Here is a 12277-nt window from a genome sequence, read left to right as displayed (position 1 = left end):
CTCCGTTATGAATGTCTGAAATCCTTTAAATCAACACGTACCTTGTAAATCATATCCTTCCACTCAATGATGGGAATTTTATAATCCCAGTAAGCATCCAGCAGTTCATGGGGACATGTATCCAGAATTTTCTGTATGACAATAAGTAACAGGGCCAGGTCATCCAGATAGTTTATAATTTTCAAAGGGAAACGTTTAAAGCGTTTTAAGGAAAAATTGACGGGGGATATGAGATATAGAATCGTACCACCAAGCCAGATCTTAATGTGAACCGGCGTTCTTCTGTCTTTCACTAAACGAAAAAGGAGTTTTATTAAGGCGGGAATACCCCCTGCAATATAGCCCAGAGCCTCTTTCATGGTTGCATCAAGCGGATATGCGGCACGTGTTCGGAAATTCATAACTCAAATTATAACAAATACGCTTTTTATGAAAGTGTTTATCATGTTTACGGGTGGGATAAAAAGAGGAAGGCCGCCCGGATCCGGGCGGCCTTGTGAGGAACATTGAGGGGATTTGAGAAGTACTTATTGTATGGTAAGGGCAATAAAAAGTTTCAGATTTTTTCGCTGAACAAGCAATAAAACAGAATCGCCCTTTTCATATTTATCGAAGGCTTTGTTGAATTCACGAACGGAGGAGATTTTTTCATCACCGACCCTGATGATGATATCGCCGGGACGGAGTCCCTTTTTTGCCGCTTCGGACCCGGACTGGACTTCGGTGATAATCACTCCTTTATCTTTTTCTATGCCATATCTTGCGGCCAAGTTCTTGTCAAGGTCCTGAACGGAAAAACCGGGACCATCCTGAAAGGACTTGCTTTCCATTGCCTGGTTCAGGTTTTCCGGCAGTTCTTCCAGGGTTACATCAATATTCTTTTCTTTTCCATCCCTTAAAAGCCGAAGGGTCACTTTATCTCCGGGGCGGCGGGCAGAAATAGTGTTCCGCAGCTCTGAAGAGGTATAAATCTTTTTTCCGTTCACTTTTAAAACCAGATCCCCGGTTTTTAGTCCTGCTTTATCGGCAGGTGTGTTTTCAACCACATCGGCAATCAGGGCACCGGCCACTTCTTTCAAACCCAGAGACCGGGCAATTTCATAATCGACTTCCTGAATTTGCACACCCAGATAACCTCTGATAACCCGGCCGTTTTCTATCAGATCCTTCATGACCCGTTTTGCCAGATTGATGGGGATGGCAAAGCCCACTCCCTGGGATCCGCCGGAACGGGAGGCAATGGCCGAATTAATTCCGATAACTTCACCGTCCAGATTCACTAGGGCACCGCCTGAATTTCCGGGATTAATGGCTGCATCCGTCTGGATGAAATCCTCATAATCTACCAGTCCCACCCGGGAGCGCCCAAGGGCCGATATAATACCATGGGTAACTGTACTGTAAAGCTGGTCGCTGAAAGGGTTTCCAATAGCTAAAACCCATTGACCTACCTGCAATTTATCCGAATCCCCCAGTTTGGCTGCCGGAAGGTTTTTCCCGTCAATTTGGAGGACGGCAATGTCCGATTTGGGATCCCGTCCGATGATTTCCGCCTTGTATTTATGCCGATTCGCTAAATGAACAGTTATTTTATCAACATTTTCCACGACATGATTGTTGGTTAAAATGTATCCGTCCTCTATTAAAACACCGGAACCCAATATATCAGTTTTAAATTCCATGTCCCGGTTCTGGGGGAATCGGAATCCGAAAAAATCATATTCCCATCCGTTAAAAATATCAGGACGCCGCACTACTTTTTCAGCGCGGATTGTTACGACGGCCGGACTGACTTTATCGGCAACGTTGATAAATTCAGAACTTAAATCGTCGAGAACCGAGGCTGCCATCGGGGTGACAAATACAATGAGAAGAAGTAATGCTGTTTGTAACCGTTTCATGATTTTCCGCCTTTCTTTTTTTTCTCTTTCCTTATATGAGAAAATTCTGAAATTTGTTCCAAGGGCGGGAACTTTGGGGGGATCGTCTTTAAAGTCATTGGGACAGTATAAAAGTTGAAGTAAATTAATAACTATGAAGAATCTGAAAAAACAGAAGATATTGTGGGTTGATGATGAGATACATCTTTTAAAGCCGCACGTTCTTTTTCTCAAAAACAAGGGTTATGAAGTTTTAACGGCGACGAACGGGGTGGATGCTCTGGACCTGATCAGGAAAGAATATTTTCATGCCGTTTTACTGGATGAAATGATGGACGGCCTGAACGGTCTGGCTGTTTTGGAGAAAATCAAAAATCTTCGTCCGGCCCTTCCGGTGATCATGATTACCAAGAATGAGGAAGAATCCCTCATGGAAGATGCCATTGGAAGAAAGATTTCTGATTATTTAACCAAACCTATCAATCCCTCTCAGATCCTTTTGGCTCTGAAAAAAAACCTGAACGGACCGGATATCACCCGGGAAACCCAGGCTCAACAGTATATGAACACCTTTGCGGAGATGAACGATCGGATCAATGAGAATAAAGGTTCCCTCCGTCACTGGGCCCGTATACACACAGATTTGTGTCGGTGGGAAATCGAATTCGATGAAACCCCCCGGGAAGATTTAAAAAATATTTTAAACGACCAGATTACTGAAGCAAATTACCGCTTCGAAAAGCAGGTGATTGACAATTATGAATCCTGGGTCAACGGGGATGCCGATTTGCCCATGTCCCACCAGATGATGGATTCCTATGTGCTGCCCTATCTGAAAGAGGACCGAAAAGTTTTGCTTCTGGTTATAGACTGTATGCGACTGGACCAGTGGCTTATGTTATCCCCCGTTGTTTACCGGCGTTTTGATGCCGATCTCCACCATCATGTGAGTATTTTGCCCACTGCCACGCCATATAGCCGAAATGCCCTTTTTGCCGGGGACCATCCGGAAAATATCCACAAAAAATTTCCGGATTTATACAGCGATCCCGAATCGGAAGAAAGTATGAACCGGTATGAACATGATTTGCTGAAGGATTACCTGGAAAGACGGGGTATTGCAGGCAGCGTTTCCCATAAATTTCAAAAAATAATTCAGTCCCAGCAGGGAGATCAGATTGCGGCTCGTTTTTCAGATTATTCAGGGACCCGTTTTTTGGCCTTTGTCGTCAATTTTGTGGATATTTTGGCGCATCGGCGATCGGAATCGGACATTCTCCAGGAGATTGTCCCCAATGAAACAAGCTACCGGCGAATTGTGCGGAACTGGTTTGAAAATTCCTACCTTTTGACCATTCTGGAAAAGGCCGCGGAGATGGATTATACCGTTGTTGTCACCTCTGATCACGGAAGCCGGAAGGTTGCCAGGGGGAGTCTGGTCAAGGCGGATAAAGAGACAACAACCAGTGTGCGGTACAAGGTGGGCCGGAATTTGAAAGTATCGAATAAACATGCCCTTTATTTACGGGATCCGGAGCGCTTTCATTTACCGTCTCCCCAGGTTTTTACCAATTACATCTTTGCCCGGAGTGACTACTTTTTCCTTTATCCCAACAATATGCGGAAATTTGAAAAGATTTATCCCGATACCTTTCAACACGGCGGGATTTCCATGCACGAAATGATATTACCGGTCGCAGTATTACACCCCAGGACATGATGATGGCGGAGTATAAAAAAACTTGCCGGACATTCAGTGCCGACGAAACCAAAGCCCTGGGGAGGAAAATTGCCCGGGTCCTGAAACCGGGTGATGTGATAGCCCTTTACGGAGATCTGGCTGCAGGAAAAACCACCCTGACACGCGGACTTGCAGAGGCTTTTCAGGCAAACCAACCAGCGACGAGTCCGACTTTTACCTTGATCAATGAATACCCGGGAACCCTCACCCTGTATCATTTTGATTGCTATCGGATTAAGGATGCCCGGGAGGTCCTTTATCTGGGTTTTGAAGAGTACCTGGATATGAGAGGCATCGTCGTTGTGGAATGGCCCCAGAAGATTGAAAAATTCCTGCCGGAGGATACCATCCGCATCCGGTTGGTACAGTCCGGATCCCGGGATGATGTTCGTGAAATCACCATTGAATCACCGGAGGAACGGCATGTTAATTTTGGCTGTTGAAACATCATCTCCCGTTTGTGGCGTTTCGCTCTGTACTCCGGAGGGAGAAAAAGATAAAGAAGTATTAATTCAACCCCGGGTTCACGCGGAAAAACTGGCGGTAATCTGTAAGGATCTCCTGCTCAGGAATTCCCTGAATGTGTCCCGGCTTGATGGAATTGCCGTTTCTGCAGGCCCCGGATCCTTTACCGGACTCCGGATCGGGATGAGTTTTGTCAAAGGGTTAGCTTATGCCCACCAAATCCCCGTGGCCGCCGTGAACACTCTTTTTGCATTCCGCGATGCAACCCGGGAAACAGGTGGAGCCGAAGAAAAAACGGTTTGGGTTATCCACTCGCACCGGGATTTTATCTATACCCTGGGGGATAACGAAGAAGATATCCACTATATGAAAAAGAGGGAATTCTCCGACTTTTATCCCCGATGCCGGCATATTATATCCAACCAGGCCCCGGGAATATTTGATGAACTGTCACAGGATGTATATCCCATCATGCCGGCCTGGATCGGTGCTGCTGTCTTTGGAAATTCCGCTGTCAGCCTGACGACACAATACGATCAACTTAGAATATATTATGGTTCGCATTATGAACCCGTCCGGTGGAAATCTGATTGAGGAATCCCGAAATACCCGGCGTGATTGCATTCTCCGCCCCATGAGGCCGGAGGATCTTGACCGGGTGCTGGAAATCGAGGAACGGTGTTATGCCGATCCCTGGAAGAGAGAACATTTTAAATATGAACTCTCCGTGAGTTCGATTTCGAAGATGACGGTCCTTGACATGAAAAATAAAGTGGTTGCTTATGTGGGAATCTGGCTCTTGCCACCGGAAATTCACATTACAAATATTACGGTGGACCCGGAATACCGGTATCGGGGACTGGGATCCCGTCTGATGGAATATGTGATGGATCTTGCTTATGAATTGAGGATCAAGCAAATTACCCTGGAAGTCCGCCACAACAATATGGCAGCCCTGGCCCTCTACCGGAAATTCGGGTTTGAAGTCAGGGGAATGCGTAAAAATTATTATGCGTCAGAAAAAGCTCATGCATTGATTATGAGCCGTACGGTGAGGTGAGGATATGGGAAAATGGTATGAACGGACAGAAAAACCGATATTAACCGAGGATAAGAAAGAAATCCCCGACGGTGTTTGGGTAAAATGTCCCAGATGCAGTGAAATCATTTATTATAAGGAACTGGCCCGTCACCAGCATGTATGCTTCAAATGCAATCACCATTTCCGGATTCATTCCGGCCAGTATCTGAGCATCTTGTGTGACGGAGAGAAATACACCGAATATGACCGGAACATGCGTTCGGAAAATCCGTTGGAATTCTCTGATCCCGTGCCATATAGGGAACAACTGGTGGCGGCTCATCAGAAAACCGGTTTATATGATGCCGTCAGAACCGTAGAGACACGTTTAAACGGTGTACCCATTCATTTGGCGGTTATGGATTTTCGTTTCATCGGTGGCAGTATGGGATCGGTTGTGGGAGAAAAAATTGCCCGTTTGGTGGATCGCTCGCTGGAAAAAGGTTATCCGCTGGTGATTGTGAGTGCTTCCGGAGGTGCCAGAATGCAGGAAGGGGCCCTGTCGCTCATGCAGATGGCTAAAACGGTTTCCCGTCTTGCCCGGATTCATGAAAAAGGTATCCCTTATATCAGTGTTCTCACGCATCCCACCACTGGCGGTGTAACAGCCAGTTTTGCCATGCTGGGGGATATTATTTTTGCAGAACCCGGGGCTCTTATCGGTTTTGCAGGTCCCCGCGTAATCCGCCAAACCATTGGTGAAGAACTGCCTGAAGGATTCCAAACGGCAGAATTCCTGTTGAAAAAAGGTTTTGTGGATGCTGTTGTGGATCGGAGAAATCTGAAAAAATCAATTGATGAGGTTTTGAAATTTTATTATGCCTGATAAACCATCCATTTTATTAGTAAACGATGACGGCATTGCCGCCCCGGGATTACAAGCCCTGGCCGATGCCCTTGAGGATCTGGGAAAACTGACGATTGTGGCGCCGGATAAAGAACGGAGTGCCACAGGCCATGCCATCACACTGCACGATGTGATCTATCCACGAAAATATTATAAACATGGTAAATTCTTTGGAATGGCCGTCTCGGGTATGCCGGCGGATTGTTCCAAGCTGGCCCTGCACAAACTGATGAAAAAATTGCCGGATTTGGTGGTCAGCGGCATTAACCTGGGAAGCAATACGGGATTTAATGTCTTATATTCCGGTACCGTGGCAGCCGCAGCCGAAGGGACATTCATGGGTATCCCATCCGTCGCTGTAAGCCTGACAACCTATACCGACCCGAATTTTGAACCGGCTCAGCTTTTTATCCGTCAGGTTGCGGGAAAAATCCTGGAGAAAGGTCTTCCCAAAGGAATGCTCCTCAATATTAATGTCCCCAATGTCCCTTCACCAGATCATATTCAGGGTGTTGAAATTACTCGCCAGGGACAGGCCCAATGGAAGGAAATATTTATTGAAAGAATTAATCCCAAACAGGAGCCCTATTACTGGCTCTCCGGGGAAAAAATCGCCGGTACGGAAGTGGCGGAAACCGATGAAACGGCGATTCTTGAGCAGAAAATCTCCATAACACCCCTTCAGTTTGATCTGACAGCCAAAGAGTATTTCCAGGAACTTTCATCCTTTGAATTCAGCTTTCCCCGGGAGGATACTGCGTGAAAGTCCGGCTTCGTAAAATCCTGACTCTCATATTGATTGCCTGTTTATTGCCTGTTGTGATTCTGGCCTCAGCCAGATCACTTATGGAAGAGGGATTAAAGGAATTTGAGCGGGAAAATTATTATGATTCCTATCTGATATTTCACAAAGTGTTTCATCAATTACCTGTCGATGTTAATCCCTATGCATCCACATCCCTTTTTATGGTTATCCGCAGCCTTTATTTTCTGGACCGTCATGAGGATGTTATTGCCCAGGCAGGACTTTTTACTGATACCTTTGATGAAAGCCGTTACCGGGATGATGTCATTTATACCAAAAGTGCCTCTCTGATAAAAACAGGGCGCTACCTGCCGGCTGTTTCCTTTGCTCTGAAAGTGGCGTACCAAACCGAAAGGGAATCACTCCAGCGCAAAGCCCTTGAACTGGCCAGGGAAGGGGCCAGGCAGTTTTTGACTCCTGAAGAAATTAAAACGCTGAAAGCCCTGGCCGGAAGCCGGGCGGAAATGCGGGGCGTTGATCTCCTTATGGCTGAGAAAATGAAGCTGGAGGGGGATGTTGCTATGGCCCGGCAAATTCTTCAGTCTGTCAAAACATCCCTTATGACCCTTTTTGAAGTTAATTATTATAATCAAATTTTGGACAGTATGAGAGATGAAAAACGGCCACGGATAGATCTGGCTGTTATCCTTCCTCTCAGTGGTCCCGAAAGGGTTACAGGCAAGGCTTTGCTGGACGGAATGCTCTTTGCCCTGGATCGTTTCAGGCATGATCTGACGAACAATATCTCGCTCGTGGTGCTGGATAATGAAAGCGATATCCTGAAAAGTATCGACTATACCCGTTCCGTGGCAGACATGGAGCATGTCATTGCTATTTTGGGCCCGTTATCCAGTCAGGATGCCATCGCCATGGCTCCCATCTGTGATTATGAAAAAATCCCACTCTTTACACCGACGGCAACCAGAGACGGACTTTCTGCCCTGAGCCCCTATGTTTATCAGTTGAATCCGGATCAGGATGAACGGGCTTATGCCCTTGCCAGATATGCTGTGGATTCCCTGAAATATAAAACCTTTGCCATTCTTGCACCGGCTGATGATTACGGACGGAGAATTTCGGACAGTTTTTCCAGGACTGTCGCCCGAAGCGGCGGGATGGTTGTCCGAAGGGAGTGGTTTACCGATCCTAACGATTTGAAATCCCAGTTCATGAATATCCGTAAAGCGGCTTTTTCCCTTCAGGCCGCCGATACCCTCGATACCACAAATGTCCTTTTGGATCCGGAACTGGAGCTGAAAACCCAAAGCGATTCTCTGAAAATCACCCTGAAGGCCATCGATGCCTTCTATCTGCCGATTTATCATAATCAGATCGAGTCTGTGGCTCCCCAGTTGGCCTATTACAATTTTAACACCCGCCTTTTAGGGGATGGGAACTGGCTGGATGAAGGCCTCTTGTCCCGGTATCGCCGCTACGTGAACGGCATCGTGATTTCTGCCGACCATCTGATGCTGGAGCAGGATCCCCGGGTGAGTTTTTTTCGGGAGGAATATATAAGCCAGACCGGCAAAGCGCCGGACAGGTTGACCATGTATGGATATGAGACGATGGTGCTGATACTTAATCTCATTGAAAACGGGAATACCAGCCGGGAAGCACTGCGGCTTGCAGTCAACAATATGGGAGAGTTCCGGGGCGTGATCCGTAATGTGCGGTTTTCAAAACGGAAACCGGGCGTTAATGCGGCGGTAAGACTCCTTGAATTCCGAAATAATGCCATTTATACACTGCAGGAGTAACAGTGGGGGATCGTTATTTTGATACATACAGGCAATTCAAACGTTTGACGGGGACAACTGCCCTGACAAGCACCCGGGCCTTTTATGATGATGGGATCCCTGTCCGGGATCTGACGAATGTGGTGTTTCAGAAACTGGATCTGAAGATGGAAGATGCAGTTTGGCCTGTACAAATTCACTCGGGGACTGTACATTTCATCCGAAAACCGGGGCCTGTTGACGACTGTGACGGTGTGATCTCCGACTGTGATTCTTTGATCCTCCTCCTGCAGACCGCCGATTGTGTTCCTGTTTTTATGGCTGATAAAAAGGGGCAGTTCCGGGGACTGATCCATGCCGGATGGCGCGGACTCCGGCAGCAAATTATTATCCGGTCGGCAAAACTGATGAAAGAAATGGGAATAAGGGGAGCCGATTTGATTATTGCCACAGGTCCGTCCATCTGCAGGGACTGCTACACGGTGGGAGAAGATGTGGCGGAATATTTTCCGAATCATATAAGATCTCTTGACAACCGGATGACTCTGGATCTCCAGGGCATTGTGCGGGACCAGCTTTTGCAGTCCGGTATCCCCGATGAGAATATTCTGCAAACAAATCGGTGCACTGTGTGTCATAGAGAAAGATATGTTTCTTACCGGGTGAACAAAACGCATAACAGACTTTTGTCAATACTGAGGAAATAGATGTCTACACTGGAAGTAATGATCGTTGCAATCGTGCAGGGACTCACGGAATTTCTGCCTGTCAGCAGTTCGGGACACATGGTTCTTACTGAAGCCCTTTTGGGATTGAAAATCCCGGGTATTACCCTTGAAATTGCCCTTCATTTCGGAACCTTCATGAGTGTACTGCTCGTTTTCCGAAAAGAGATTACGCACATTCTCATCTCTTTTTTTTCAAAGATATGGAAAATCCGGCAGATACCCCGGAATTACCGGGAGGATGAATGGTTCCGGATGGCCGTGTTGGTTTTGCTTTCCATGATTCCAGCGATGCTGGTGGGACTTTTTCTCCGGGATTTTATTGAGGGTTTGTTTGAAAGTACGCGAAGTGTGGGCATTGCCCTGATTTTTACAGGCTCTCTTCTTTTTATTACTCAGTGGGCACCCCGGGCCCGGCGGCCACTGAAAGGATGGAATGTTCTTTTTATGGGTATTTTTCAGGCTTTGGCCATGGTCCCGGGTATATCCCGGAGCGGCAGTACCATTTCAGCCGGTCTCCTGGCCGGTGTGGACCGGGAAAAGATTGCAAAATTCTCCTTTATTATGGCCCTGCCCCTGATTGCGGGAGCCACCATCCTGGAAATCCCCGAAATGAAGGGAGATGCCCAGGTTAGTCTGTTGAATATTTCATTCGGGATGGTTGTAGCCTTTTTAACCGGAATTGTGGCCCTGAAATGGCTGATTAGAGTTTTGATGCGGGGGCGCCTGTCCTCCTTTTCATATTATTGTGTTCTTTTAGGTTTTATTACAGTGGCACTGAGCTGATGACCTGGCTGCAGGATTATTTCAAAGAGTTGGAAAAGGTTCGAAACGGGAAAATCCGGCCCGTTTATCTCCTCTTTGGCAGTGATTTTTATCTGGCATCCACCTTCATTCAGGAGGTGCGGAAAGCCCTGGCCGGCCGGGGCATTGAACGGCAACATGTAACAGCAAAAGAACTTCGGGTTAATGATCTTCAACAGTTGCTCTATGGCACATCCCTCTTCCAGTCCGAAAATTTTATCCTCATCGAGGAAATAAAACAGATGATACCCACAGTGCGAAAAATGTTTCTGAAATACCTCGAAAACCCGGCAGAAACTAATACTGTCATTCTGACGGCTCCCGTCATTGAACGGCGTCATGATTTTTTATCCAAAGTATCAAAAATGTCTGCTACGGTTTATGTGAATCCGCCCTTCGATAGTGAAATCCCCCAGTGGGCTGTGGAATATTTGAAAGAAAAGAATCGTTCGGCGGATCGTGAGGCGGTCAAGACACTGATCCGTATGACGGGAAATGATTTAAATGATCTGGCAAATGAACTGGATAAACTGGATCTGATGCTTACACCGGGAGAACGGATCACTACGCAGGCTGTCATGAAATCGGCCGGCTACCAGCGGACCTGGACTCCGGAGGATCTCACTGAAAGTATCGGAGAAAAAAACAGGAAAAAAGCCATTGTCATTGCTGAAAATCTGATTAATCACGGTATGAGCGAAGCCTTTATCTATACCACGCTGTTCCATTATTTGTGGAACCTCAGCGTCCTGCGGGATCCCCGGGTGGAACATGGTGAAAAGATTACCCGGACATGGCGACGGGATAAATATGCAAAAATGCTGAGTGCTTCAAAACGTTTTTCCAATGCTGATCTGGCCGAAGGCATTCAGGCAGTCCTTCAGGCTGATACGGAATTAAAAACTATTAGTGGTGGAGATCCTTTAACACGGTTAATTTTAACACTGGACAAAATACTTGAATAAAATGCGGGATACGGTAAAATACACAGACGAAGAACTGATTGCCCTTTTTCAGAAAGGGGATGAACGGGCTTATCTTGAACTGGTTCGCCGCTATAAAGACAGGCTTGTCAATTTTGTTTTTCGTTTTGTGGCGTCCCGGGAAATGGCTGAAGATATTGTCCAGGATACTTTTTTAAAACTTTATACCAGCAGTCACATGTATAAAGAAATCGCCCGTTTCAGTACCTGGATTTACACCATTGCAGGAAATCTGGCAAAAACAGAGCTGAGGAAACGGAAAAGGCGAAAGATTTATTCCATTCATGATATGGGCATCGATGATAAGGAATTTGAAATCCCTTCGGACACCTATAACCCGGAGCGGGAGTCCCGTTCGGCGTATCAGGAAAAAGAAATCCAGATTGCAATTTCACGTTTACCGGAACAATTTAAAACGGCTATCATTTTAAGAGATATCCAGGAACTATCTTACGAAGAAATCAGTAAGATAGTTGGTGTTCCTGCAGGAACGGTCAAAAGCCGGATTAACAGAGGCAGGCAGAAATTGCAGGAAATATTGAAAGAATTGAAAAGTAAGTAAGGAGGGTACGCTTATAGAATGGATTGCTACAGTTTTACTAACCTTTTAACAGATTATCTGGACAATCAGCTGAAACTTCCTTTGCGCCGTGAGGCCGAAGCTCATCTTCGGGAGTGTCCTGCATGTCGTCAGAAAGTGGAAGAGATGTCCGGACTTGTAGATGCCCTGCACGCTCTACCTGAAGTATCGGCTTCTGATTCTTTCGAAGCCGTGCTCATGGAGAAAATTCGCCATCACAAGGATAGTCTTCAGCATCCCCGGAATCTCTGGACTCTCTTTTCAAATCACAGCCGGACCTTTTCCGCCGCGGCTGCCTTGATTTTGGTGATGGCAGGAACGCTTGTCATCTGGCGGGGATATAACCCGCGCCTGGAAAGTCTCCCCCCCCTAATGAAATCTTCTCCTGTTCTTTCATCTATGGGATCTTCCGGTACTCCACCACTCTCTCAACAGGCCGCCACGCCCTTAAAAGGAGATGTTGCATCTTCCGTGACCCTGAAAGACAGCAGTGACAAAAAGCACCCGGAAAATAACGACGGCTTGGATCCTGAAGATTTCAGAAACCGGATCCAGCTGGTCAATGATCGACGTTGAAACACGGTTTTTTTTGCTTAATTTCTTATATTTCATGAGGATTTGAGAGGG

At 46.6% G+C, this 12277-nt stretch carries 14 protein-coding genes; 12 read left to right on the top strand and 2 right to left on the bottom strand.

The genetic code is table 11. The features are described from left to right. Positions 1-5: 5 nt before the first annotated feature. Complete coding sequence (locus tag J7K63_07130; GenBank protein MCD6234791.1) at positions 6-401, bottom strand: hypothetical protein; 396 nt, start codon at positions 399-401, stop codon at positions 6-8. Between the two features lie 126 nt (positions 402-527). Further along, positions 528-1901, bottom strand: coding sequence for a DegQ family serine endoprotease (locus J7K63_07125; protein ID MCD6234790.1), 1374 nt, complete (start codon positions 1899-1901; stop codon positions 528-530). Positions 1902-2034: 133 nt separating this feature from the next. Here J7K63_07125 and J7K63_07120 point away from each other — a divergent pair, with 133 nt between their 5' ends. Genes J7K63_07120 through J7K63_07065 form a run of 12 tightly spaced genes read left to right on the top strand, consistent with a single transcriptional unit; the run spans position 2035 to position 12226 of the window. Further along, positions 2035-3600: a response regulator gene (locus tag J7K63_07120; GenBank protein MCD6234789.1), complete on the top strand. Its 1566-nt coding sequence runs from the start codon at positions 2035-2037 to the stop codon at positions 3598-3600. 2 nt (positions 3601-3602) lie between these two features. Then, complete coding sequence (gene tsaE / locus J7K63_07115; protein MCD6234788.1) at positions 3603-4064, top strand: tRNA (adenosine(37)-N6)-threonylcarbamoyltransferase complex ATPase subunit type 1 TsaE; 462 nt, start codon at positions 3603-3605, stop codon at positions 4062-4064. Beyond that, the gene (tsaB, locus tag J7K63_07110; GenBank protein MCD6234787.1) at positions 4045-4680 is read left to right on the top strand and encodes a tRNA (adenosine(37)-N6)-threonylcarbamoyltransferase complex dimerization subunit type 1 TsaB; all 636 of its coding nucleotides are present in this window, start codon (positions 4045-4047) and stop codon (positions 4678-4680) included. Before tsaE ends, tsaB begins: the two co-directional genes overlap by 20 nt. Continuing rightward, positions 4640-5146 carry a ribosomal protein S18-alanine N-acetyltransferase gene (gene rimI, locus J7K63_07105; protein MCD6234786.1) on the top strand — a complete coding sequence of 169 codons (507 nt, stop codon included), beginning with the start codon at positions 4640-4642 and terminating at the stop codon, positions 5144-5146. The genes tsaB and rimI overlap by 41 nt, the downstream gene beginning before the upstream one ends. 4 nt (positions 5147-5150) lie before the next feature. Continuing rightward, a complete protein-coding gene (locus J7K63_07100) occupies positions 5151-5993 on the top strand; it encodes an acetyl-CoA carboxylase carboxyltransferase subunit beta (protein ID MCD6234785.1) in 843 nt (280 codons plus the stop codon). After that, positions 5986-6777 (top strand): 5'/3'-nucleotidase SurE, encoded by a 792-nt coding sequence (gene surE, locus J7K63_07095; GenBank protein MCD6234784.1) that lies wholly within the window; start codon positions 5986-5988, stop codon positions 6775-6777. The genes J7K63_07100 and surE overlap by 8 nt, the downstream gene beginning before the upstream one ends. Beyond that, complete coding sequence (locus tag J7K63_07090) at positions 6774-8579, top strand: penicillin-binding protein activator (GenBank protein ID MCD6234783.1); 1806 nt, start codon at positions 6774-6776, stop codon at positions 8577-8579. The genes surE and J7K63_07090 overlap by 4 nt, the downstream gene beginning before the upstream one ends. 2 nt (positions 8580-8581) lie before the next feature. After that, positions 8582-9265: a polyphenol oxidase family protein gene (locus J7K63_07085; protein ID MCD6234782.1), complete on the top strand. Its 684-nt coding sequence runs from the start codon at positions 8582-8584 to the stop codon at positions 9263-9265. Further along, positions 9266-10069, top strand: a complete 804-nt coding sequence (locus J7K63_07080; protein MCD6234781.1) for an undecaprenyl-diphosphate phosphatase — start codon at positions 9266-9268, stop codon at positions 10067-10069. It abuts the gene before it with no gap. After that, complete coding sequence (gene holA, locus J7K63_07075) at positions 10069-11052, top strand: DNA polymerase III subunit delta (protein ID MCD6234780.1); 984 nt, start codon at positions 10069-10071, stop codon at positions 11050-11052. The genes J7K63_07080 and holA overlap by 1 nt, the downstream gene beginning before the upstream one ends. Before the next feature lies 1 nt (position 11053). Then, positions 11054-11632 (top strand): sigma-70 family RNA polymerase sigma factor, encoded by a 579-nt coding sequence (locus J7K63_07070; protein MCD6234779.1) that lies wholly within the window; start codon positions 11054-11056, stop codon positions 11630-11632. Between the two features lie 18 nt (positions 11633-11650). Next, positions 11651-12226, top strand: coding sequence for a zf-HC2 domain-containing protein (locus tag J7K63_07065; protein ID MCD6234778.1), 576 nt, complete (start codon positions 11651-11653; stop codon positions 12224-12226). Positions 12227-12277 lie beyond the last annotated feature (51 nt).

Source organism: Candidatus Neomarinimicrobiota bacterium, assembly GCA_021157965.1.
In the GTDB taxonomy this organism is placed as follows: domain Bacteria; phylum Fidelibacterota; class Fidelibacteria; order Fidelibacterales; family Fidelibacteraceae; genus Fidelibacter.
Note: the sequence above shows the minus strand (reverse complement) of the source record. Positions and strands in the feature narration are given on the sequence as shown.

Bases quoted from the DNA above. Each gene is read 5' to 3' on its own strand.
- tsaB (MCD6234787.1), top strand. From the start codon at position 4,045: ATGTTAATTTTGGCTGTTGAAACATCATCTCCCGTTTGTGGCGTTTCG.
- J7K63_07125 (MCD6234790.1), bottom strand. From the start codon at position 1,901: ATGAAACGGTTACAAACAGCATTACTTCTTCTCATTGTATTTGTCACC.
- tsaE (MCD6234788.1), top strand. From the start codon at position 3,603: ATGGCGGAGTATAAAAAAACTTGCCGGACATTCAGTGCCGACGAAACC.
- holA (MCD6234780.1), top strand. From the start codon at position 10,069: ATGACCTGGCTGCAGGATTATTTCAAAGAGTTGGAAAAGGTTCGAAAC.
- J7K63_07080 (MCD6234781.1), top strand. From the start codon at position 9,266: ATGTCTACACTGGAAGTAATGATCGTTGCAATCGTGCAGGGACTCACG.
- J7K63_07070 (MCD6234779.1), top strand. From the start codon at position 11,054: ATGCGGGATACGGTAAAATACACAGACGAAGAACTGATTGCCCTTTTT.
- J7K63_07100 (MCD6234785.1), top strand. From the start codon at position 5,151: ATGGGAAAATGGTATGAACGGACAGAAAAACCGATATTAACCGAGGAT.
- J7K63_07120 (MCD6234789.1), top strand. From the start codon at position 2,035: ATGAAGAATCTGAAAAAACAGAAGATATTGTGGGTTGATGATGAGATA.
- rimI (MCD6234786.1), top strand. From the start codon at position 4,640: ATGGTTCGCATTATGAACCCGTCCGGTGGAAATCTGATTGAGGAATCC.
- J7K63_07065 (MCD6234778.1), top strand. From the start codon at position 11,651: ATGGATTGCTACAGTTTTACTAACCTTTTAACAGATTATCTGGACAAT.
- J7K63_07130 (MCD6234791.1), bottom strand. From the start codon at position 401: ATGAATTTCCGAACACGTGCCGCATATCCGCTTGATGCAACCATGAAA.
- surE (MCD6234784.1), top strand. From the start codon at position 5,986: ATGCCTGATAAACCATCCATTTTATTAGTAAACGATGACGGCATTGCC.